This is a genomic window from Mycobacterium sp., assembly GCF_032162605.1.
Lineage (GTDB): Bacteria > Actinomycetota > Actinomycetes > Mycobacteriales > Mycobacteriaceae > Mycobacterium.
The window spans coordinates 1-23670 of the sequence record NZ_JAVROT010000380.1 but is presented as its reverse complement, the minus strand read 5'-3'; the positions used below and the strand labels follow the sequence as shown (position 1 = coordinate 23670).

General features: G+C 67.2%; 17 protein-coding genes, 2 pseudogenes and 2 riboswitches. Of the genes and pseudogenes, 8 read left to right on the top strand and 11 right to left on the bottom strand.

Features of this window, described 5'->3' with window-relative positions:
* Both QOI01_RS21505 and gcvP read left to right on the top strand, forming a co-directional pair.
* Window positions 1–303: pseudogene (locus QOI01_RS21505) on the top strand (MerR family transcriptional regulator); the annotation flags it as partial.
* 42 nt (window positions 304–345) lie between these two features.
* Window positions 346–443, top strand: a riboswitch (glycine riboswitch).
* Window positions 444–564: riboswitch (glycine riboswitch) on the top strand. It abuts the riboswitch before it with no gap.
* A 66-nt stretch (window positions 565–630) separates the two neighbouring features.
* Window positions 631–3462, top strand: a complete 2832-nt coding sequence (gene gcvP / locus QOI01_RS21500) for an aminomethyl-transferring glycine dehydrogenase (protein ID WP_526384506.1) — start codon at window positions 631–633, stop codon at window positions 3460–3462.
* Here gcvP and QOI01_RS21495 read toward each other — a convergent pair.
* Window positions 3459–3956, bottom strand: a complete 498-nt coding sequence (locus QOI01_RS21495) for an Lrp/AsnC family transcriptional regulator (RefSeq protein WP_526384504.1) — start codon at window positions 3954–3956, stop codon at window positions 3459–3461. The genes gcvP and QOI01_RS21495 overlap by 4 nt on opposite strands.
* Before the next feature lie 127 nt (window positions 3957–4083).
* On the opposite strand from QOI01_RS21495, the gene QOI01_RS21490 reads away from it, so the two are divergent.
* Window positions 4084–6441: a thiamine pyrophosphate-binding protein gene (locus QOI01_RS21490; protein WP_526384502.1), complete on the top strand. Its 2358-nt coding sequence runs from the start codon at window positions 4084–4086 to the stop codon at window positions 6439–6441.
* A 243-nt stretch (window positions 6442–6684) separates the two neighbouring features.
* On the opposite strand, the gene QOI01_RS21485 is transcribed toward QOI01_RS21490, so the two are convergent.
* The 10 genes from QOI01_RS21485 to QOI01_RS21440 all read right to left on the bottom strand — a co-directional run bounded on the left by QOI01_RS21485 (window position 6685) and on the right by QOI01_RS21440 (window position 20829).
* A complete protein-coding gene (locus tag QOI01_RS21485) occupies window positions 6685–8112 on the bottom strand; it encodes an FAD-dependent oxidoreductase (protein WP_526384500.1) in 1428 nt (475 codons plus the stop codon).
* A 266-nt stretch (window positions 8113–8378) separates the two neighbouring features.
* Entirely contained in the window at window positions 8379–10541 is a 2163-nt protein-coding gene (locus tag QOI01_RS21480) for a substrate-binding domain-containing protein (protein ID WP_526384498.1), read from the bottom strand.
* Between the two features lie 55 nt (window positions 10542–10596).
* Window positions 10597–12789, bottom strand: coding sequence for a malate synthase G (locus QOI01_RS21475; protein ID WP_526384510.1), 2193 nt, complete (start codon window positions 12787–12789; stop codon window positions 10597–10599).
* A 208-nt stretch (window positions 12790–12997) separates the two neighbouring features.
* Entirely contained in the window at window positions 12998–13894 is an 897-nt protein-coding gene (locus QOI01_RS21470) for a 3-methyladenine DNA glycosylase (RefSeq protein ID WP_526384496.1), read from the bottom strand.
* Window positions 13887–14939 (bottom strand): CBS domain-containing protein, encoded by a 1053-nt coding sequence (locus QOI01_RS21465; RefSeq protein WP_526384494.1) that lies wholly within the window; start codon window positions 14937–14939, stop codon window positions 13887–13889. The genes QOI01_RS21470 and QOI01_RS21465 overlap by 8 nt, the downstream gene beginning before the upstream one ends.
* Entirely contained in the window at window positions 14939–16291 is a 1353-nt protein-coding gene (locus QOI01_RS21460; RefSeq protein WP_526384492.1) for a CNNM domain-containing protein, read from the bottom strand. Before QOI01_RS21460 ends, QOI01_RS21465 begins: the two co-directional genes overlap by 1 nt.
* A gap of 209 nt (window positions 16292–16500) precedes the next feature.
* Window positions 16501–17940 carry a GuaB1 family IMP dehydrogenase-related protein gene (locus tag QOI01_RS21455; protein ID WP_526384490.1) on the bottom strand — a complete coding sequence of 480 codons (1440 nt, stop codon included), beginning with the start codon at window positions 17938–17940 and terminating at the stop codon, window positions 16501–16503.
* A gap of 13 nt (window positions 17941–17953) precedes the next feature.
* On the bottom strand, window positions 17954–19408 hold the full coding sequence (gnd, locus tag QOI01_RS21450; protein WP_526384488.1) for an NADP-dependent phosphogluconate dehydrogenase: 1455 nt from the start codon (window positions 19406–19408) through the stop codon (window positions 17954–17956).
* Window positions 19409–19459: 51 nt separating this feature from the next.
* The gene (locus QOI01_RS21445) at window positions 19460–20398 is read right to left on the bottom strand and encodes a M56 family metallopeptidase (RefSeq protein WP_526384486.1); all 939 of its coding nucleotides are present in this window, start codon (window positions 20396–20398) and stop codon (window positions 19460–19462) included.
* A 14-nt stretch (window positions 20399–20412) separates the two neighbouring features.
* Window positions 20413–20829 carry a BlaI/MecI/CopY family transcriptional regulator gene (locus QOI01_RS21440; protein WP_526384484.1) on the bottom strand — a complete coding sequence of 139 codons (417 nt, stop codon included), beginning with the start codon at window positions 20827–20829 and terminating at the stop codon, window positions 20413–20415.
* Window positions 20830–21066: 237 nt separating this feature from the next.
* Between QOI01_RS21440 and QOI01_RS21435 the strand changes: the two genes are divergently transcribed.
* The 5 genes and pseudogenes from QOI01_RS21435 to ureC all read left to right on the top strand — a co-directional run.
* Window positions 21067–21846: an iron reductase gene (locus QOI01_RS21435; RefSeq protein ID WP_526384482.1), complete on the top strand. Its 780-nt coding sequence runs from the start codon at window positions 21067–21069 to the stop codon at window positions 21844–21846.
* A 178-nt stretch (window positions 21847–22024) separates the two neighbouring features.
* On the top strand, window positions 22025–22435 hold the full coding sequence (locus QOI01_RS21430; protein WP_526384480.1) for a PaaI family thioesterase: 411 nt from the start codon (window positions 22025–22027) through the stop codon (window positions 22433–22435).
* A gap of 72 nt (window positions 22436–22507) precedes the next feature.
* Window positions 22508–22810 carry an urease subunit gamma gene (locus tag QOI01_RS21425; protein WP_526384478.1) on the top strand — a complete coding sequence of 101 codons (303 nt, stop codon included), beginning with the start codon at window positions 22508–22510 and terminating at the stop codon, window positions 22808–22810.
* A 45-nt stretch (window positions 22811–22855) separates the two neighbouring features.
* Window positions 22856–23170 carry an urease subunit beta gene (locus QOI01_RS21420; RefSeq protein ID WP_526384508.1) on the top strand — a complete coding sequence of 105 codons (315 nt, stop codon included), beginning with the start codon at window positions 22856–22858 and terminating at the stop codon, window positions 23168–23170.
* Window positions 23167–23670, top strand: a pseudogene (ureC, locus tag QOI01_RS21415) (urease subunit alpha); the annotation flags it as partial. The gene QOI01_RS21420 and the pseudogene ureC, both read left to right, overlap by 4 nt.

Below are 23670 nucleotides of genomic sequence, written 5' to 3'. Positions count from 1 at the left end.
TCGCTGCACAACATCCGGGTCGCGGTCGATCACCTACGTCAGCGGGGCGTCAAAGACCTCGCCAACATCACGTTGTTCTCCGACGGCACCACGGTTTACGAGTGCACGTCCGCCGAAGAGGTCGTCGACCTCTTACAGGGTGGCCAGGGCGTCTTCGGCATCGCGGTGTCGGGCGCCATGCGGGAGTTGACCGGGGCCATCGCGGACTTCCCCGGCGAACGCGCCGATGGTGGCGAATCCATCCCCAGCCCCGAAGACGAACTCGCCTCGCGACGCAAGCACCGCGACCGCAAGATCGGCTGAGCTGAACCCGAGTCCACCGTCCGGGTAGACTCAGCGATGCATCGCCCCCGCGCGGGAGAGTTCCGTGGCCGCCAGCCACGGGCGCCGAAGGAGCAACACCTCTCCGTCAACCTCTCAGGCACCAGGACCGCGTAGGGCCACGATGCCTCTGGAAAGTGGCGAGTTCGACTTCGCCCGCCCATGGGGAAAGGCAGCTTCGGCCATAGCCGACACGCCGAAACTCTCAGGCGCCCGATACGGGTCGACGACAGAGGGAGAGGACCGCTCTGACGTTTGAGAGGCCCTCTCGTGTCCGGTACTCATCCCCATCCTGCAAATGAGCACCACATGCCGCGATTCGCCGACCGGCACATCGGACCGGATGCCGACGCGATCGCGACCATGCTCAAGGTGATCGGGGTCGACACCCTCGGCGAGCTGGCCGAAAAGGCGCTGCCCGCGGGCATTCTGGATGCTCAGGACGCCGAGGGCGTGGCGCCGGGACTCGACCAGCTTCCCCCGCCTGCGTCGGAGGAACAGTCCCTCGCGGAACTGCGCGCCATGGCCGACGCGAACACCGTCGCCGTTTCGATGATCGGACAGGGGTACTTCGACACGCTGACACCGGCGGTGTTGCGCCGCAACATACTTGAGAACCCCGCCTGGTACACGGCCTACACCCCGTACCAGCCGGAGATCAGCCAGGGCAGGCTCGAGGCGTTGCTGAACTTCCAGACGATGGTCGAGGAGCTGACGGGTCTGGAGGTGGCCAACGCGTCGATGCTCGACGAGGGCACCGCCGCCGCCGAGGCGATGACGCTCATGCACCGCGCCGCCAAGGGTGCGGCGAACACGCTCGTCGTCGACCGCGACGTCTACCGGCAGACCGCCGCGGTGCTCGCCACTCGTGCGGCACCGCTCGGCATCGAGATCGTGACGGCAGACCTGCGGGAGGGCCTGCCCGACGGCGAGTTCTTCGGTGTGCTCGTCCAGCTACCCGGCGGCAGCGGCGCCGTGCTCGACTGGGCCGACCTGATTGCCCGGGCCCACGATCGCGGGGCGCTGGTGGCCGTCGGCGCCGATCTGCTGGCACTCACGCTGATCACCCCCCCGGGGGAGCTCGGCGCAGACGTCGCCTTCGGGACCACCCAACGCTTCGGCGTGCCGATGGGATTCGGTGGACCGCACGCCGGTTACCTCGCGGTGCACACCAAGCAGGCCCGTCAGCTGCCCGGTCGCCTGGTCGGCGTATCGGTGGATTCCGACGGATCGCTCGCGTACCGGCTCGCACTGCAGACCCGCGAACAGCACATCCGGCGCGACAAGGCCACCAGCAACATCTGCACGGCGCAGGTGCTGTTGGCGGTGATGGCGGCCATGTACGCCAGTTACCACGGTGCCGACGGCTTGACCGCGATCGCTCACAAGGTGCACGGGAACGCCGTCGCCATCGCCACCGGGCTCCACGACGCAGGCATCGAGGTGGTGCACGACGCGTTCTTCGACACCGTGCTGGCGCGCGTCCCCGGCCGCGCCGAGGACGTTCGCGCGGCGGCCAAGGCCGGTGGCATCAACGTGTGGCTGGTCGACGGCGATCACGTCTCGGTGTCCTGTGACGAGGCCACCACCGCCGCCCACGTCGAGGACGTCCTCGCCGCCTTCGGCGCCACGCGCGGTGGCCATCACTGGGCCGGGCCGGAAATCGCCACGCGCACTTCGGCCTTCCTGACGCACCCAGCATTCACGCGTCATCGCACCGAGACCGAGATGATGCGCTACCTCCGTTCCCTTGCGGACAAGGACATCGCGCTGGACCGCAGCATGATCCCGCTCGGGTCTTGCACGATGAAGCTCAACGCCGCTTCCGAGATGGAGCCCATCACCTGGCCCGAGTTCGCCCGCCAGCATCCGTTCGGGCCCGCTTCGGACACGCCGGGGCTGCGCAAGCTGATCTCCGACCTCGAAGGCTGGCTGACTCAGCTCACCGGGTACGACTCGGTCTCGCTGCAACCGAATGCCGGCTCGCAGGGGGAGTACGCGGGCCTGCTCGCCATTCAGGCCTATCACCTGAGCCGTGGCGACTCGCAACGCAACATCTGTCTCATCCCCTCGAGCGCACACGGCACCAACGCGGCATCGGCTGCGTTGGTGGGCATGCGGGTGGTGGTGGTGGCCTGCCGCGAGAACGGCGACGTCGACCTCGACGATCTGCGGGCCAAGGTCGCCGAACACGGCGACGGGCTGGCTGCGCTGATGATCACCTACCCGTCGACCCACGGCGTCTTCGAACACGACGTCGAAGAGATCTGCGCGGCCGTGCACGACGTCGGCGGCCAGGTGTACGTCGACGGCGCCAACCTGAACGCCCTCGTCGGGCTGGCCCGCCCTGGCCGGTTTGGGGGCGACGTCAGCCACCTCAATCTGCACAAGACGTTCTGCATCCCGCACGGCGGCGGGGGTCCGGGCGTCGGCCCCGTCGCGGTGCGCAGCCACCTTGCTCCGTACCTGCCGGGGCACCCGTTGGCGGATGAACTGACCGACACCTACACCGTGTCTGCCGCCCCGTACGGGTCGGCGTCGATCCTGCCGATCACGTGGGCGTACATCCGCATGATGGGGGCGCCCGGACTGCGCGCCGCGACGCTCACTGCGATCGCGTCGGCCAACTACGTCGCCCGCCGCCTCGACGAGTACTACCCGGTGCTCTACACGGGGGAGGACGGGATGGTCGCCCACGAGTGCATCCTCGACCTGCGGCCCATCACCAAGAGCACTGGCGTCACCGTCGACGACGTGGCGAAGCGCTTGGCGGACTACGGCTTCCACGCGCCGACGATGAGCTTCCCCGTCGCGGGCACGTTGATGGTCGAGCCCACGGAGAGCGAGAGTTTGACCGAGGTGGACGCCTTCTGCGAGGCCATGATCTCCATTCGCGCCGAGATCGACAATGTCGCGGCCGGGTTGTGGACTGCAGAAGACAACCCGCTGCGTGGCGCGCCGCACACGGCCGAGTGCCTGATCGTGGCCGACTGGGACCACCCTTACACCAGGGAGCAGGCGGCGTACCCGCTCGGAAAGGCGTTCCGGCCCAAGGTCTGGCCGCCGGTGCGCCGAATCGACAGCGCCTATGGTGACCGCAACCTGGTCTGCTCCTGCCCGCCGGTGGAAGCCTTCGCCTAAGCGGGCGGCTGGTACCCGGACTCGTGTCGTTCCAACAGCGGGGTCAACCGGAACTCGACGAGTTCGCGCATGACGAGGGACGTGGCCGTCTTCTCGACGCCGTCGATGTCGAGGATGCGGCCTGCGATGCGGTATAGGTCATCGGCGTCGCGCGCGACCGCCCTGACGAGCAGATCGACGGCGCCGCTGAGCCCGAGGACTTCCAGAACCTCGGGAATCGCCGCGAGCTCGACCGCGATGGCGCCGAGCTTGCGCTGCGTGACGTTGACGAGGATGAACGCGGCCAGGGGGTAGCCGACGGCTGCGGGATCGATTCTGCGTTCGAAGGATTGCAGGGCGCCGTCACTCTCCAATTTCGCCAGTCGCGCCTGCACGGTGTTGCGCGACAGCCCGGTGCGCTCCGCAAGAGCGATGCCCGGTGCCCGGGGATCTCCGGTCAGGGCTGTGAGGATGCGGGCGTCGATGGCGTCGACGACGGCCGGCTTGTTGCGCATACTGTTCAGCCTCCTCGTTGGCGCGTCCTCTTCGGCGTGCATTCTGCTCAGATTAGACGATGTTGATTGCGCGATCAGTTCTCAACTGATGAAGTTGATGGGACTTCTGCACAAACGAGGGGCTGCAATGATCATTGCGATCGACACCACCGGTCCGACGACTCCGGCGCGCGACGCGCTCGCCGAGATCGGCGACCGCGTGCTGTGGCTGGCGACGGCCATGATTCATCATGCGAACCGGGTAAGGCCCAATTCATCCGGGTTGAAGGTCGGTGGGCACCAAGCCTCCTGCGCCTCGATGAGCTCGATCATGACTTCGCTGTGGTTCGAACAGCTACGCGCGGGTGACCGCGTATCGGTCAAGCCACACGCATCTCCCGTCCTGCACGCGATCAACTATCTGATCGGCGAACTCGACGAGAAGTATCTGACGCGCCTGCGCGAGTTCGGCGGCCTGCAGAGCTACCCCAGCCGTGCCAAAGACCCAGACCCAGTTGACTATTCGACCGGATCGGTCGGAATAGGTGCGACGGCTCCGATCTGGGCGGCCATGAGTCGCCGCTACGTCGACTCGAGATTCGACGACCCCGAGGGACTGATCGGGGCTGACCGGTCCTCTGGTGCAGCACTCGGTCGGCAGTACTCGTTGGTCGGTGATGCGGAGCTCGACGAAGGCGCCGTCTGGGAGGCAATACTCGATCCAGGGGTGTCCGAGTTCGGCGAGATCGTGTGGATCGTGGACATGAATCGCCAGTCGCTGGATCGAGTGGTGCCCCACATCGCCGCCGAACGATTGGAGCGGATGTTCGAGGCCGCCGGTTGGCAGGTGATCACGGCGAAGTTCGGCCGGCTGCTCGGGTCACTGTTCAGCCGACCGGGAGGCTCCGCCCTGCGGGCCCGCATCGTCGACATGCCCAACGCGGAATATCAGCGGCTCTTGCGTTGCGACGCCCAGGAATTGCGCATGCGGCTGCCCGGTGACGCCGAGGGTGAGGCGCTGGCCGCGCTGCTCGCCGAACTCGACGACGAGACCCTGCTGGCGGCGATCCGCAATCTCGGCGGGCACGACTTCGACACCCTGCGAACCGCATACGGGCAGATCGACGACACGCGCCCCACGGTCATCATCGCCTACACCATCAAGGGCCATGGATTACCGACGGAGGGGCATCCGCAGAATCACTCGGCACTTCTCTCGGTGGCGCAGTACGACGAGCTGGCCACCAGCCTCGGCGTGGACAGCAACAGGCCATGGCGCGGATTCGACCCGAACGGCCCCGCCGGGCGGCTGTGTCGTGCCACCGGTGATCGACTCAGACGCGCGAGCCCGACGACCGTCACGATTCCTCCAGTGCCGACCGACATCGGGCGCACGCCGTCGGGCACGTCGAACACCCAAGCTGCACTCGGTCGCGCATTGCTTGATCTGACCCGGGACGCCCCGGAGATCGCGGGCCGGGTGGTCACCGTGAGTCCCGACGTCAGCTCGACGACCAACCTCGCCGGCTGGCTCAACAAGGTGGGGGTGTGGTCGCCGAACGAGCGCCGTGACTGGTTCGACGACGACGCCGACACGGTCGTACATTGGCGCGAAAAGCCCTCCGGCCAACACGTGGAACTGGGGATCGCCGAAACCAATCTCGTCGGTCTGATCGGGGAGCTCGGCGCCACCTGGAGTCGGTGGGGTCAGCCCCTCTTCCCGATCGGCGTCCTCTACGACCCGTTCGTCGAACGCGCGCTGGAACCGTGGTCCTACGGGATCTACGCAGGTGGACAGTCGATCCTGGTGGGAACCCCTTCGGGGGTGACGCTTGCGGCCGAAGGGGGCGCACACCAGTCGATCAAGACGCCGTCGATCGGCCTGGAGCAGCCCGGTTGCACGAGCTATGAGCCGGCGTTCGCCATCGACGTGGAATGGACCCTGCTGTCCTGCATTTCGCGACTGGGACGCCCGGACGGTGCCTCGTCCTACCTGAGATTGTCGACGCGGTCCGTCGATCAGACCCTGGCGTCGGTGCCCGAGGATCCCGCCGCCAGGGAACGGCGTCGACGACAGGTCGTCGCGGGCGCATACGCCTTGCGCCGCGCAGACACCGCGGACGTGACGCTTGTCGGAATGGGTGCGCTGATGACCGAAACACTCTGCGCCGCAGATCGTCTCGCCGATCTCGGGATCGGGGCCGACGTCATCTGCGTTACCAGTCCCTGCTTGTTGTTCGATGCCATGCAAAGCCGACGTGGCCTCGCCGAAGCACCTACGTGGATCCTCGATCAGGTGTTCTCCGCCGATCGCGCTGCGCCGATGGTGACGGTGCTCGACGGTCACCCCCACGCGTTGACGTTCCTCACCGGCATCAACGACGTCAACGGCGCCGCACTCGGTGTCACCCGGTTCGGTCAGGCCGGCTCTCTGGAGGAGGTCTACCGCTACCACGGGATGGACACCGACAGTATCGTCCGGGCCGCCCTGGATCTCGTCAGTTGACCACTCGGCGCAGGAGGAACTGATTCGACGGCGTTGCGTTGGGGCCCTGTGGGGTCGACGAGCCTCACGGCATGAGCCACGTCTACTGAGGGGTTCGGTCGAGTTCGCCTTTGTCGTGGATGCGTCCTGTGCGCCCGCGTCACCAGTCAAACCGTGATGCTCGAAGTCGAACGTCTGATTTGTTAGCTGTCGAAATAAGGTGTCGCCGTGGCGCAGGACCACTCACATAGCCAGACCCCACACTCAGCCGAACCATCGGGCGAGGACGGTTTCGAGCGGTTGCCGGTCGGTGCCGGACCAGGCGATGTAGCCGTCGGGCCGGATCAGGACGGCGTCGATGTCTTCATCGGCCTTGGCGGTGACGTGGTCGACCCTGTCGGCCCAGCGGTCGATCGACCTTGGTGTGTCGTCGAGAGAAAGCAGCAGCCCCCGGCCGGAGTGCATCAACCGGCTCACTCGGGTCGGGCCATCCCGGGTGGTCAGGTCCAGGTCGATCATGCGCGGGCCGAGCCCGGGATACTTCAGGTCGAGGCCCGACATCATCCCCGAAATGAAGCGGTTGGCTTCGGGCAGCCGGAGCAGATCGGTGAACATGTCGCGGACTGCGGCGAGGTCCTTGTCCTGACTCGGGTTCATGATCACGCCCTGTGCGCGGATGTTGTGCAGTACCCGGGCGGCGACGGGGTGCCGCTCGGTGTGATAGCTGTCGAGCAACCCCTCCGGTGCCCACCCGCGCACCGACGCGGCGAGTTTCCAGCCCAGATTGACAGCATCCTGAATACCGAGATTCACGCCCTGGCCGCCGAACGGCAGGTGAATGTGGGCCGCGTCTCCGGCGAAGAACACCCGCCCCTCGCGGTAGCGCGCAACCTGGCGTGCGGCGTCGCTGAACCGGGATGCCTCGCGCAGCTCGCCTAGTTCCGTCTCGGGCCCGTATACCGCCAGCAGCGCTTCGCGGACCTCCTCGGCAGCGACGGGCACATCGCGAGCTGGGCTTTCGCCGGAGAGCTTGCCGAAAACCAACCGGTACAGATCCCCCTCGATGGGGTGCAGGATGCTGGAGAATCCGCCGGCGATTTTGATGTATTGGCTGAAATGTCGGGACGTGGTGGGTACCGCGGCGGACTGGGACGCGAGGGTGATGTCCGCGACCACGGCCCGTATGTTGCCCGCGGTGCCGGGGAAAGGGATACACAGCAGCTTGCGGACCGTGCTGTGCCCGCCATCGCACGCGACGAGGTAACTGCCCCTAATGTCGCCGGCGGTGACGCCGTCGGCGACCTGCTCGACCGCCGACACCTCGTGTCCGCGAAGCACCGGTACGCCTTGGCTGACGAGGCGCTGTTCGAGGAAATCCTCGAGCCGGGCCTGTGGGATGGCGACCGGGTAAGGATGGCGGGTTTGCCATGGCCGGCAGTCCAACTCGACCGGAAGCCCGGCGAAATGGCCGCCGAATTCGCCGCCGGGCAGCGCGCGGTCGAGCAACGGATCCAGCAGCCCACGCAGGTCGAGTACCTCGGCGGTTCGTGGTTGCAGCCCGCGTGCCCTGGACTGTGCGCTCCGCGTGCGCTGCTTTTCCAACACGACGGCCGGTATCCCGGCCAACGTGAGCTCACTGGCCAGCATCAGGCCGGTCGGGCCGGCTCCGACCACGATCACCTCGGTCCGCATGTCAGCCTCCCTATAGGCTCGCTAGGCGATATTGCCCACTGGGCAGAGATCTCCACCGGTGGCCGATCACGATCGCGCACCACCATCTCGAAGAGGCAGTCCGTAGAGCGGTCGCCTATTGGTGTTCACCCTGACCACCCCCAAACCCCGGACTGTCGGATGAAACAGCGTTTGTGGACAAACCCACCGCCAGACAGCACTGTCGGAACCACCTGCTAACCGGACACCGAAGCGCCAACTACCGCATCCGAAGAAACGACCCAGGACTAGCCGAGCATCGTCGCCAGGGTCGTGGTGAGCTCCGGGCCCGCCGAACTGTTCAGGTTCTGGTAGTCGCCACCCGTCGTCTGCGCGACTGCTTCCCACGTGGCGCGGTCGCGGTCGCTGCCGAAGTCGATGACATTGATCGCCACGGGCCTGCCCTGGTTGAAGGTCTGCCGGACGAAGTCCTGCAGACCGGCGCCGTCGAGTGACTGATCGGTGTGCGGTCCAGCCGTGATGATCAGCACCGAATTCGGTTGGCCCTCACGGAAGTTCGCGACGGCGTCGTTGTACACCAGCCTGAGGGTGGTGAACGACACCGCGCCGCCGTTGGACGCCACCTGCCCGTTGAGGTTGTTGGTGAGTACAGACGACCGTGGCTGACCACCGACGAGCTCGTCGAGCGGTCCGCTAGACACCTCGGATCGCCCCGCGACACCGTCGAACGTCCACAAGCCGACATCCGAGCTCGGCGGCAGCGCCTTTACTCGCGCGCTGAGCGCTGCGGCGACGTTGGCCACCCTGGACTCGCCGCCTTCGTCGACGGTCATCGACTGGTCGAGGAGGATCGTGACGGCGGGATTCTGCGCGGGTGTGCTGACGAGGTTGGCCAGGGTGGTGCGCACGGTGTCGTCGCCCACCGACAGCGGTTCGCCCAGGTTGCCGAAGTCGGTGACGTCACTCTTCGGCAACTCGGCGCCATCGGAGCGGAACCCCGCCTTGGCGAGCTCGGCCAGGGCTTCCGGCTTGTGCAGGAAACGCTCGAACTCGCTTGCCGCGCTTACCTGTTCCTGGGAGAGCCACGTGCCCGAGAGCAGAACGGCCGGGTAGTCCGCCATTGCCGTCGGCCCCGGCGGCAGCCACGACGCGAGCTTGTTCGAGGCGTCGGGCAACGACGACCCTCGTTGATAGATCTGCTGTTCGGTGGCTACGACGGCGTGAACCGGAGAGGAGGCCGGATCGTCGTCCTGCACCAGCGCGTCCATCGCCGTCGACGCCTTGGTGTCGGCGAGTTTCGGCTGGCCGGAAATCAGCGCCGTGACGGCGTTGGCCCCCGATGTGGCTGGCGCCCGCTGTGGCGCCGAGGCAGCCGCAACGGCCTCCGCGGCGAGGTAGGTGGCGTCGCTGTCGCCGGACAGTGGCAGCGCCAACCGCAGGGAACCCCACCCTGGCAGAGCCAGAGCCTCCAGTGAGGTGGGATTGTTCTGCAGGCCGGGGAGAGTGGACCAGTTCTGTTGGGCTAACGCGCTCTTCAGCTGAGGCCGGACGGCGAGCATGACCGGTGATGTCACCAGCGAGCGACTCGTGCTGACGGTCTTCCCGCCGGTCGACGCCTCGAGGCGGGCCGCGGACAGCGAGCTTCCCGGAATCCAGAGTGCGGGCCTCTCACCGAGATCACCGGGCCAGGGCCCCACGAAGCCGTTGACCACCTGGTCCGAGTCGGCGGACTTGACGCCGACCTTCACGCACTTGTCGCCGACCGGGTCGGCCGTCTGGTTGTACTTGTCGGCGAGCGGCCCGATCTGACCTGCGATCGACGGATCGACGACGACCGCGACGGCGACGTCACCGGACACGCACCGGGCGGCGCCGGCCTGCGTCCGATGAGAAAGCGCATCACCGAAGTAGCGCCACAGGATGACGCCGCCCACCACGACGACGACCGTGACGAGTGCGACGATCACACCGACGCTGACGCCGCGCCTGCCCGCCTTGATCGCGCGGTGGCTGCCGGTCCACTCGCCGCCATCCCAGTCACCGCCGTGCTGCGGACCGGCTGCGGGAGGGCGGTTGGGCGGCGGGGGCGAGGAGGCGAACGCCTGCGTCGCCGGCTCGAGCTGCTCGAAATACGAGTAGTCGTCGGCGGTGCGCGGATCGGGCTGCCAATTGTCGGCCGCCTGTCCCGGCGCTCTAAAACCCGGCTCCTCGTCGTAGTCGTCATAGTCGTCGTAGTCGGCGTCGTCATAACCGTCGTCGTAGTCGTCGGTTTCGTAGCCATCGTCGTCCGAGCCGCCGCGCGGATCGTCGAAATACCGTTCACCACCGGGGTATTGGGGCGGTTGGCGATATGGATGGCCGGTCCCCGGACGGCCCTCTCCAACTTCCGGCCGGGCGTTCGGCTCCGCGTCCGAGGAGTCCTCGGGGTCGGGAACGCTGTGCCTGCCCATCCCTAACCCCTGTATTCGTTGAGTCGACTTGTCATCCGGCCCCGCCGAAGTCTAGTCACTGGCTGGCATGGCGAGACTTGAATTCCCGGCGTCGGCGGTGCAGGATCGGCTCCGTGTAGCCATTGGGCTGCGCGGCACCCGACAGGATCAACTCCTGCGCGGCCTCGAACGCAATGCTGGCCTCTGGGTCCGGCGCCATCGGCAGATAGTCGGGATCCTTCGCGTTCTGCTCGTCGACCACCGCCGCCATCCTCCGCAGGCTGGCCTTCACGTCTTCTTCCGTGATGACGCCATGACGAAGCCAGTTGGCCAGTAGCTGGCTAGAGATGCGCAGGGTGGCGCGATCCTCCATCAGCGCGACGTCGTGGATGTCGGGCACCTTCGAGCAGCCGACGCCCGCGTCGATCCAGCGCACGACGTAGCCCAGGATCGACTGGCAATTGTTGTCGACTTCCTCGCGGATCTCCTCGGGAGCCCACGCGAGTTCCTTGGCCAGGGGAATGGTCAGCAGCTCGTCGAGCGTCGTCCGTTTTTGACCTGCGAGTTCCTTCTGCACCTCGAACACGTCGACCTGGTGATAGTGCATCGCATGCAGCGTCGCGCCGGTCGGCGACGGCACCCAGGCGGTAGTGGCACCGGCCTTGGGCTGGCCGATCTTCTGCTCGACCATGTCGGCCATCAGTTCGGTCATGGCCCACATGCCCTTGCCGATCTGCGCCCTGCCGGACAGGCCGGCTGCCAGGCCCGTGTCGACGTTGGCGTCTTCGTAGGCCTTGATCCAGGGCTGACTCTTCATCGCACCCTTGCGGATCATCGGGCCCGCCTCCATGGAGGTGTGGATCTCGTCGCCGGTGCGATCGAGGAAGCCGGTGTTGATGAACACCACGCGGTCGGCGGCGGCCTTGATGCACGCCTTCAGGTTCAGCGTGGTGCGCCGTTCCTCGTCCATGATGCCAACCTTCATGGTGGCCTGCGGCAGTCCGAGCACGTCCTCGACGCGGCTGAACAGCTCGCACGTGAAGGCGACTTCGTCGGGACCGTGCATCTTGGGCTTGACGATGTAGATGGAGCCGGTGCGGCTGTTGAGCAGCGGACCGTTCTGGTCGTCGGCCTTGAGGCCGTGCACGGCGACGAGGCCGGTGAACAGCGCGTCCTGGATGCCCTCTGGCACCTCGTTGCCGTCGGCGTCGGTGATCGCGTCATTGGTCATCAGGTGCCCGACGTTGCGGACGAAGAGCAGGCTGCGGCCGGGCAGTGTCAGCTCACCGCCATCGGGCGCGGTGAAGGTGCGGTCCTCGTTGAGCACGCGGGTGAACGTCTTGTCACCCTTGCTGACCTCTTCGGTCAGGTCGCCGCGGTTCAAGCCGAGCCAGTTCCGGTACCCGAGCACCTTGTCGTCGGCGTCGACCGCGGCGACGGAGTCCTCGAAGTCCATGATCGTGGTGACGGCGGACTCCAGTACGACGTCCTTGACGCCCGCCCCGTCGGTCGAGCCGACGGGTGAATCGGGGTCGATGAGGATCTCGACGTGCAGACCGTGATGGACCAGCAGCACCGAGGTGGGTGCGTCCGACTCGCCGAGGTAGCCGGCGAACTCGTCCGGGTTCGCCAGTCCCGTGGACAGCCCGTCGCCCAGGGTGACGAGCAGTTGACCGTCATCGACCTTGAAGCCCGTGGCGTCGACGTAGGAACCGGACGCCAGTGCCACCGAATCGTCGAGGAACTTGCGGGCGTAGGCGATGACCCTGTCGCCGCGCACCCTGTTGTAGCCGCCGCTGCCCTTCTCGGCGCCGTCGCTCTCGGGGATCACGTCGGTGCCGTAGAGCGCGTCGTACAGCGAGCCCCATCGTGCGTTGGAGGCATTGATCGCGAAGCGGGCGTTGAGCACCGGCACCACCAGCTGAGGACCGGCGGTCTTGGTGATCTCGGCGTCGACACCTGAGGTGGTGATCGAGAAGTCCTCGGGCTCGGGCTGCAGGTAGCCGATCTCGGTGAGGAACTGCTGGTACTCCGCGTGGTCGAAGGGTCCGATGACGCGCTGACGATGCCACTTGTCGATCTGCGCCTGCAGGTCGTCGCGGCGGGCGAGCAGGTCCTGGTTCTTGGGCGCCAGGTCAGTGACGACCTTGTCCGCGCCCGCCCAGAAGCTGTCCGGGTCCACACCGGTGCCGGGTAGTGCCTCATTGTTGATGAAGTCGTGCAGCACACGTGCCACTCGCAGGTTTCCGACGGTCACGCGATCGGTCACGCGTGGGCGAAGCGGGGCGGGCTCTGTCATGAGTTTCCTCTCGAAGCGTCGATCAAGCTTACCCGTGGGTATTAGCGGGACCGTTGATCTGTCGGACGCGTCAGGAGGCGGGCGCGGCGCCGGGCAGGGGAACGGTTGGCACCGTCGGCGTCCCGAGTCAGCCCGCGAGCCAGGGGAGGGCGGCCGAGAACACCGTGGCGGCGACACCTCATTCGTCCTCGCCTTCGACCGCGAGGAGCAGCGCGCCGCAGCGGTCGAGCAGGGCCGTCCGCAGCGGCGCCGCCCGCTCGGCGACGTCGCGTTGACGCCGCACGTACTCGGTGCGCCCCGAGGCGTCCTCGACGGCGATCGGGGAGATCCCGTAGTCAGCCAGGTCATAGGGACTGGCCTGCATGTCAAGGGCGCGCGCCTGCGCGGCGAGATCCAGACAGTTCATCAGCAGCTCCGAGGACACCAGCGGGCCAAGCTTGTAACACCATTTGTAGAGATCCATGTTGGCGTGAACGCAGCCCGGCTGTTCGCTGGCGACCTGAGTCTGACGGCTCAACACCTCCGCGTTTCGCGGCACCGCGGGTTGTGTGAAGAAGCGATAGGCATCGAAGTGACTGCACCGCAGCGGCGTGGATTCGACCACGGCGTCGGTGCCCGCGGCGCCGAGCCGGAGCGGAACCCCACCGTGCCTCACGTCGCGGGTCCGGTAGACCATCGCCCACTCGTGCATGCCGAAGCAGTTCAGTCGGGCTGGCCGACCGGCGCTGGCGCGCAACAAGTCTGCGATGAACGCCACGGTCTCAGCGCGCGAGTGCAGGTACCCGGGCGTGACCGTGACGGTCGGCCCGCGCCGGCCGTATTCGGCGCGGTCGACGAAGCGGTCCGCCGACCGCCCGGCGAGGGCGACGCCGTAACCGGGATGCCAACGGCGCAACTGTCGTGGTCGCAGGCTGTAGTAGCTGAACAGGAAGTCCCATACCGGGTGTGATTCACCCCGCTGGGCGCGCTCCCGGTGCGGCTCGAGGAAGTCGTCGACGCGCTCGAGATGCCGACGTTCGCGGTCGCTCCAGTCCGTTTCGGGGAGGACCAGATGATCGAGAACCGCCTCAGACACGGTGTGTTCCGTCGCGCACCGTCCCCACCAGGTCCTCGACGAGGTCTTCGAGCGCGACCATCGCAGTCACCCGGTCATCGGTGGTGACCAGCGCCAGATGGCTGTTGTCGCGGCGCAATCGAGTCAACGCATCCGGCACGGGGAGCGAAGCAGCGAGCCGCGGCAACGGGCGCACGCTGGAGGAATCGAGCACGGCGTCGGGGTCGTTCATCAGCGACAGGACGTCCTTGATGTGCAGGTAGCCGATGAACGTGCCCGAGGCGTCGGTGACGGGGAAGCGGGAGTAGCCCGTGTCGACCAGCGCCCGTTCGATCGCCCCGACCGCCGGTCCCAGGCCGGGTCCGGCCACTGGAACGGCCCGGATGTCGGCGAGCGAAATCGCCACGTCCTGGACGACGTGGGTGCGAATCTGCAGTGCGCGGGTCAACCGGCCGTGCTCCTCGGGATCGAGCAGACCCTCCGAGAGGGACTCGGCGATCATCTCCGACAGTTCGACCGTTGACACCGTGACGTCGAGTTCGTCCTTCGGAGTTACGCCGAACGAACGCAGCGTGATGTTGGCGCACCAGTTGTAGAACGTGATGAACGGCTTGGCCAGCCGCATGTACACCAGGTACGGCGGGATCAGCAGCATCGCCGCCGACTCGGGGCCCGCGATGGCGATGTTCTTCGGCACCATCTCACCCAGCAGCACGTGCAGCGTGACGACGACACCGAGCGCGATGAGGAACGACACCGTGTGCAGCACCGATTCGGGGATGCCCAGGACGCCGAACGGCTTCTCGAGCAGATGGGCCACGGCGGGCTCGCCGACCCGGCCGAGCAGGATCGAGCAGATCGTGATGCCCAACTGTGCGCCCGCCAGCATCGAGGACAGCCGTTCGCCTGCCCTGATGACCGTGACGGCGCTCGTCTTGCCTTGCTCGGCGAGTGCTTCGAGCCGGTCGCGACGCGCCGAGATGAGCGCGAACTCGGCGCCAACGAAGAACGCGTTGGCACCCAGCAGCAGCACCGTCAGCAGTACGCCGAAGACGTCGGATCCCATCAGTTCTCCCTGTCGGGTTTGCCGCGTCTACCCAATTCGGTCAGTTCGAGGAGGTCGATTCGCCGGCCGTCCATCTGGATCACCTTCGCCTGCCAGTGCACGGGGTCGTCCAGGGGGCCGTCGGGGTCGAACTCGGTGAGCTCGACGCTCTCCCCGGGTTCGGGGATGTGACCGAGTTCCTGAAGGATCAGCCCGCCGATCGTCTCGTATTCACCCTCCGGCGGACGGAACGGTGTCTCGGTCTCGACCTCGTCGATCCGCAGCAGACCCGAGACTCGCCACCCGTCGCGCATCTCGACCACGTCCGGGGTGGCGTCGTCGTGTTCGTCGCGGACGTCACCGACGATCTCCTCGATGAGGTCCTCGACCGTGACCATGCCTGCCGTGCCGCCGTATTCGTCGACCACCAGAGCGGTCTGCAATCCATTGGCGCGGATCTGCGTCATCACGGCGTCCCCGTCGAGAGTCGACGGGACCGTGGCGACGGGCAGTGCGATCGCCGCCAGCCGGGTGCGCGCGCGGTCGTCGACCGGCACGGTGAACACCTGCTTGACGTGCACGATGCCGATGGTCTCGTCCAGGTCGCCCTCGACGATCGGGAAGCGGGAGAAGCCGGTTTCCATCGCCTTCGCGACGAGGTCGGCGACGGTGTCGTCGACGCTCAACGACTCGATCTTCGAGCGCGGCGTCATGAGCTCTTCGGCTGAACGTTCGCCGAACTGCAGCGAGCGGTCGACGAGGTCCGCGGTCGCCGCGTCGAGCGAGCCGCTGCGCTTCGAGGTGCGGACCAGCGAGACGAGCTCCTGTGGTGACCTGGCCGACCGCAGTTCCTCGGCGGGTTCGATTCCGAGCCTGCGCAAGATCCAGTTGGCGGAGCCGTTGGTGACCTTGATGGCCGGGGTAAGCATCCGGGAGAACCAGAACTGCGGCGGCGCAGCCCAGCGTGCCGTTTCGGTCGGCCGCGCGACCGCGAGGTTCTTCGGCACCAGCTCGCCGAAGATCATTGACACCGACGTCGCGATCAGCAGCGCGAGTGCGAGCGCGACGCCGTCGACCATGCCCGGCGACAGCCGGATCGCGGTCAGTGGGGCGTGCAGGATGGTGGCGACGACGGGTTCGGCCAGGTAGCCGGTGGCCAACGTGGTGATCGAGATCCCCAGCTGCGCACCGGACAGCTGAAACGACAGGGTGCGATGCGTCTTCTGGACGAAGCGGTCGCGCCAGCCGCCGGACTTGGCGTTGGCCTCGACGGTGCTGCGCTCCAGCGCGGTCAGCGAGAATTCCGCCGCGACGAAGAGCGCCGTACCCGCCGTAAGCAGGAGGAAGGCCGGCAGGCTCAGGATCAGGCTCACGGGAGACCCGCGGAATGGGCGCCGGGCAGAATGCCCGGCTGTCTACTGGAGGGTTCGGCGTCGGACGGCTCCGAAGGCCGCTCACTCCCGAGGGCCTCGGAATCGGGGGTCTCGGTGGGTGCCAGCGGCACGTGTTCCCTTTCGGTCGGAGACGAGAAGGCCTCAATCGTAGCTGAGGCCGGCGCGCCCGCCAGGCGGCCGCAGCCCGGTCACCAGCCCGAGGACAGAGGGTGTCCCTCCGCGAAGCCCGCGGCCGACTGCACTCCGAGAACGACCTTGTCGTGCAGTTCGGGCAACGTCGCGGCGCCGACGTAGGTGCAGGTACTCCGCACGCCTGAGGTGATGTGGTCAAGCAGGTCCTCGACGCCGCCGCGGGCCGGATCGAGTCCCATCCTAGACGTCGAGATGCCCTCTTCGAACAAGGCCTTGCGGGCGCGGTCGAACTGGCTGTCCCCGGCGGTCCTGGCCGCCACCGCCCGCTTCGACGCCATGCCGTAGCTCTCCTTGTACAGCCGGTCCTCCCGGTCGTACAGAAGGTCACCGGGCGACTCGTACGTGCCCGCGAACCACGAGCCGATCATCACGTTGGAGGCGCCCGCCGCGAGTGCGAGCGCCACGTCACGCGGATGCCGCACACCACCGTCCGCCCAAACGTGACTACCGAGTTGCCTTGCGGCAGCTGAGCATTCGACGACCGCCGAGAACTGGGGCCGTCCCACTCCGGTCATCATGCGCGTGGTGCACATGGCTCCCGGTCCGACACCGACCTTGACGATGGTCGCACCTGCGCTGATCAGGTCCCGGGTGCCGTCGGCGGACACCACGTTTCCGGCGGCCAGCGGCAGGCCGAGATTCAGCGATGACACCGCCTTGATGGCATCGAGCATCTTGAGCTGATGACCGTGTGCGGTGTCGACGACCAGCAGATCGGCGCCGGCCTCGGCGAGCTCCATGGCCTTCGCCGCGACGTCACCGTTGATGCCGACGGCCGCGGCGATGCGCAGGCGCCCCGCCGCGTCGACGGCCGGCGCGTAGATGCCCGCGCGGACCGTGCCCGTCCGTGTCAGCACGCCTGCCAACCGCCCATCAGGCCCCACCATCACGGCCACGCCGACCGGGCTGTGCTCGAGAAGGTCGAACACGGTGCGGGGATCGGTTCCGACCGGTGCCGTCACGAAGTCGGAGACCGCGACGTCGCGGACGCGCGCAAAGCGGTCCACCCCCTGGCAAGCGGCCTCGGTGACCAACCCGACCGGTCGACCGCCGTCGTCCACCACCACGGCAGCGCCGTGGGCACGCTTGTGGATCAGCGCCGTGGCGTCGGACACCGAGTCGTCCGGCAAGAGGGTCACCGGGGTGTCGACCATCAGGTCGCGGCTCTTCACGAAGTCGACCGTCGCGCGGACGGCTGAGGTCGGAAGGTCCTGCGGCAGAACGACGATGCCGCCGCGGCGCGCCACCGTCTCGGCCATCCGGCGGCCGGCGACCGCGGTCATGTTGGCCACGACTACGGGGATCGTGGTGCCCGATCCGTCGACGGTAGAGAGGTCGACGTCGAACCGGGAGATGATGTCGGAGCGGCCCGGGACGATGAAGACGTCGTTGTAGGTCAGGTCGTACGGCGGGGTATGCCCGTCGAGGAATCTCATCGGAACTTTCTGGCTAGACGGGCGATTCGCTGCGATCGCCGCTCCACTGCGTATGGAACTTCTTGCTCGGGTCCTCGTCGATGCGGCCGTAGGTGTGCGCTCCGAAGAAGTCGCGCAGGCCCTGGGTGAGGGCAGCCGGAAGCCGCTCGGTGCGCAGCGCGTCGTAGTAGGACAGCGCCGAGGAGAAGCCGGGGATCGGGATGCCCAGTTCGGTCGCGGTCACCACGACACGGCGCCAGCTGTCGATCGCCGCCTCGATGGCCTCGCGGAAATACGGTGCGACTATCAGGGTGGCCAGCTCCGGGTCGTCGTCGAAGGCCTCCTTTATCCGGTTCAGGAACTTGGCCCGGATGATGCAGCCGCCGCGCCAGATGGTCGCCATGTCGCCGGGCGTGATGCCCCAGTCGTATTCGATGCTGCCGGCCTGAATCTGGTTGAAGCCCTGTGCGTAGGCGATGATCTTGGAGGCGTAGAGCGCCTTGCTGACATCCTCGGTGAACTGCGCAGTGTCGGACGGCTTGTCACCGAGGGCGCCTGAGGCGAGTCCCGTGGTGGCCTTGCGTTGGGTGACCGATCCCGACAGCGCGCGGGCGAAGACTGCCTCCGCGATACCGGTCACCGGCACTCCGAGGTCGAGGGCGGACTTGACGGTCCAGCGCCCGGTGCCCTTCTGCTCGGCCTCGTCGAGGATGACGTCGACCAGCGGCTTGCCGGTCTTCGCGTCGGTCTGACGCAGCACATCGGCGGTGATCTCGATGAGGTAGCTGTCGAGGTCGCCCTTGTTCCACTCGGCGAACACGTCCGCGATCTCGGGAGCGGTCTTGCCAAGCCCGTCGCGCAGCAGTTGGTACGCCTCACCGATGAGCTGCATGTCGGAGTACTCGATGCCGTTGTGCACCATCTTCACGAAGTGCCCGGAGCCGTCCGGACCGATGTGGGTGCAGCATGGCACACCGTCGACGTGCGCGGAGATCTCCTCCAGCAGCGGGCCGAGCGACTTGTAGGACTCGGCCGGGCCGCCGGGCATGATGGACGGGCCCTTGAGCGCGCCCTCCTCGCCGCCGGAGATGCCGGCGCCGACGAAGTGCAGTCCGCGCATCCGGATGGCCTTCTCGCGGCGGATGGTGTCGGTGAAGAGGGAGTTGCCACCGTCGATGATGATGTCACCTTCCTCCATCGCATCGGCGAGCTCGCTGATCACGGCATCGGTGGGGTCGCCCGCCTTGACCATGATCAGAACCCTCCGGGGCTTCTCAAGTGCGGCAAGGAATTCCGGAATCGTTTCGCTGCGCACGAACTTGCCTTCGGAACCATGCGCCGCCAGCAGCGCGTCGGTCTTGGCGACCGACCGGTTGTGCACTGCCACGGTGTAGCCATGGTGCGCGAAGTTTCTGGCGATGTTGGAGCCCATCACGGCCAGGCCGGTGACGCCGATCTGAGCTGTTGCGGAGGTTTCGGGCGAGCTCACATGCAGCCTTTCGTTGTGTGGTTGTGGCACAAGAACTTCTGAAGGTTGAATCTACGCGGTAATCAACCGCTGTAGCTCGGTCAGCCAGGGGACGGCCAGCGCAATGGTGGGCACGATGAGGACCGCCGCGGCCGTGACGTACGCCGTGACCGCGAGCGGCACACTGTTGGGCTTGCCGCACAGCCGGCGCACCCGCATCACGGTATGGGGCCCGCCCGCGGCGAGCGCGCCCGTCGGCGCCCGGCTGGATGCGCATGCGACCAGCGCCCTGGCCAGCGGAGTGGGGCCTGCCGTGCGCACGGCAGCGTCGTCGGCGAGCAGTTCGATGAGCAGGCGCACCGCGTTCAGCGCGTTGGCGCTGCGGACGAACCGGGGGAACGCGGCGTGGACTGCAGTGAACATCTCGAGTACCAGGTCGTGCCTGGCGCGCAGATGTGCGCGTTCGTGGCTGAGGATCGCCACCATCTCGGTGTCCGACAGCGCGGTCAACGTGCCCTCGCTGACGACGACGCGGCTGCGCACGCCGGGCAGGCAGTAGGCGAGCGGCTGGGCCACGTCGAGGATGCGAAGCCCGCTGGATCGGGTCAACGACGCGTCATGCGACCTGCCGAGCAGATCGACGAGCATGCGGTGGTGGGCCCGTCGCCTGCGGGTGGCGATCCCCACCTCGATGACGGCCACCACGAGGCGAACGCCGACCAGCAGCGTCAGCACGAAGACCACGACGTAGAGAAGCCACAACGGCCAGCCGAGCACCTTGATTTCGCTGGTGATCGTCGCAGTGGGTCTACCGTCCGGACCTGGCACGAAGAGCCTGCTGGCGGTGGCGATGCCTGCGCTGAACGCGGACAGGACCGCGGCAAGGGCAATCGACTGCCAGAGCACCACTGCGGCCCGCGGAGCCCGCAACGGCCACGACGCCCTGGCGAGCAATGCGGGCACTGGACCCACGAGAAGCAGCGCGACTACGGAGAACGCCAGCGCGGACACACTGCAAGTGTCCCTCAGGCGGTACCCGGATTGCTAGCAGAAGAGCTAGAACGGTCTTTGGCTTCCAACTCGGCCAGCGCCCGACGCAGCGCCGCCGCCTCGTCGGCGCCCACCCGTTCGACGAAGTGCACCAGCGCAGCCGCTCGACTTCCGGAGTCCGAAACCTGGTCGAGGGCGTCGACCATCAGGCCCGCGACGAGCTCGTCCCGGCCGTGCGTCGGCGCGTAGCGGTGTGCCCTGTCGTCGCGGTGCTGCACGACGAGGTTCTTCTTCGCCAGGCGCTGAAGCACCGTCATGATCGTCGTATAGGCCAGATCGCGGCGCGCCGCCAGCGCCTCGTGCACTTGCCGAACCGTCTGAGGCTCCAGTGATGACCACAGGTGGTCCATCACTTCACGTTCGAGTTCGCCGAGTCGCGTCTGCTTGGCCATGTTTCGTTCACTCTCCTGAGCAATGGTTTCAGGGTACTACGGGCTTACTACCGTGTGTCGTATCCGTGCCCCTACGGTGCGGGTAGTTCGCATGCCAGCGGGTTGACCGGAGCGCCGGAGCTTGTTCCGGCCCAGCCAGACGCGATTTCTCGCACCACCGCTGTGAGTCCAGTCACGAGGGGGTTTCCTCCCCATCGGTCTCACTATAGTAAGGCTAACCTAACTACAGGAGGTGCCATGACGGTCGTCGTCGAAGACCCGCTGATCGCACGGATGTCGCCCAGTCGGACTCTGCCGTTGCACGAGTCCAGCCGACGGTTGCGCGAGCTGTATCCCGAGTGCCCGCGCGTGTATGGCGTCGCCGTCATGAGCGACCTGTCGCGTCGGCGGTGGTGGCCACTGACCGACGTGCTCACGACCGATCGCCTCCAGGTGATGTTCGACGCGGCAGCGGCCGAGTCCGACAACTGCGTCGCCGTCGCGAACCAGCTGGCCGCCACCCTGGCGCACGTCGTCATCGGACGGGTGGTGCCGCTGCTGGTCCTCGAGGGCAGGGCCTGGGACACGGGGCTCGAGAACCTGTGGGCGCACGTCGACTCCGAGGGCGCCATCGACTGGGTGGGCGTCGTCGACCCGACCTTGCGGGCGCTGCCCGACGATGCGCACTTCGATGACCGCACCGGGCTGCGGCGGCGCAAGCCGTCCCGGGACCAGATCGTCGCGCTTCCGAACGAGGCGGCGCTGGCGACGTGGGTCGCTCACCGAAGCCACCGGTCGTTGGAACCGCTGTTCGGCAAGCTCGTGGACGTCAGCCGCGGCGCGATCTCGGTGGCGGCGACGTGGCACGTCGTCGGCGCGGCCGTAGTGAGTGCCGCTACGCAGGTTCCGCTTCTCGCGGGGTCCAGCGAGCTGACGAGCATGCGCCGCGGGCAGGCCGTGCTCGACGCGCTGGTGGGCTTCGGCGCGCCCGTGCGGGGTTCCAGCCGGTCCAGCACTGGCAAGGTCTTGCTAAATTAGGACAGCCTTGCCTATTGTTGTCTGCAGGCAGGCCACCACTTCACCGAACCACCGGACCGCCGCGGAGTCCTGAGGGCTGCAGAGACCCGCGGTCCACTCGAGGGCAGGCCCCGCACACATCGTGTGCGGGGCCTGCCCACTTTTTGATCGGCATTCCCATGCGTGTAGACACGTCGGAATGACGACTTGGGTGCCGACCGGCTTGGGCGGCGGATTCGACGACGAGATCGGCCTCACCTATTTGGAGGTGACCCCCGACGGAGCCACGGCGCAACTGACCATCACCGACAAGCTGCTCCAGCCCCACGGCATAGTGCACGGCGGCGTCTACTGCTCGATCGTGGAGAGCGTGGCCAGCATCTCCGCAGCGGTCTGGCTCAAGGCGAACGGTGGCGGAGACAAGGTCGTCGGGGTCAACAACAACACGGACTTCCTGAGGGCCATCACCGCTGGCATGGTCACGGCGGTTTCCACCCCGATCCATCGTGGCCGACGTCAGCAGCTGTGGGTCATCTCCATCACCGATACGAACGACCGCGTCGTCGCGCGCGGTCAGGTCCGGCTGCAGAACCTGCCGACGGAAAGCTAGACCTAGGGCGCGCGCAGGGGTCTCTCGCGCGTGCGCTGCTGACAATCCCGCGCCGTGGCAGGATCGCGATCTATGCGCTTGTCACCGCACGAGCAGGAACGCCTGCTCATCTCCTACGCGGCCGAAGTCGCCCGGCGCCGACAGGCGCGGGGTCTTCGGCTGAATCATCCCGAGACGGTCGCGGTGATCACCGACCACATCCTCGAAGGCGCGCGCGACGGCCGATCGGTGGCCGAGCTGATGAACAGCGGTCGCGACGTGCTCGGCCGCGACGAGGTGATGGAGGGCGTACCCGAAATGTTGCACGACGTTCAGGTGGAGGCGACCTTCCCCGACGGCACCAAGCTCGTCACCGTCCACCATCCGATCCCTTGAGGTGAGACCATGACCAGCGAGAAGCCGGAGGCGGATCGCGCATCGATCGTGCCCGGAGAGATCGTGTTCGGCGATGGCGACATCACCATCAACGAGGGCGCCGAAAGGCTCGTGCTCGACGTCGTCAACACAGGGGACCGTCCGGTACAGGTCGGCAGCCACGTTCACCTGCCGCAGGCCAACGCCGCGCTGGAGTTCGACCGCGTGGCTGCCCACGGCCATCGGCTCGACATCCCGGCGGGTACCGCGGTCCGATTTGAACCCGGTATCGCCCAACGGGTTTCGCTCGTCCCGCTGGCAGGTACCCGTGAGGTGCACGGCCTTTCGCTGAATCCGCCAGGAAAGTTGGATGCCCAGTGAGCGAGCTTTCCCGCAGCCGCTACGCCGCGCTTTTCGGCCCCACCACGGGCGACAAGATCCGGCTCGCCGACACCGACCTCTTCATCGAGATCACCGAGGACCGCAGCGGCGGCCCGGGTTTGGCGGGCGACGAGGCCGTCTTCGGCGGCGGCAAGGTGCTCCGCGAGTCCATGGGTCAGTCGCGGGCCACCCGTGCCGACGGCGCGCCCGACACCGTCATCACCGGCGTGGTGATCGTCGATCACTGGGGAATCATCAAGGCCGACCTCGGCATTCGCGACGGCCGCATCGCCGCCATCGGCAAGGCGGGTAATCCCGACATCATGTCCGGGGTGCATCCCGATCTGGTGGTGGGGCCGTCCACCGAGATCATCGCAGGCAACGGACGCATCCTCACCGCAGGCGCCATCGACTGTCACGTCCACCTGATCTGCCCGCAGATCATGGAGGAAGCCCTGGGCGGCGGCACCACCACGATCGTCGCGGGCGGCACCGGGCCT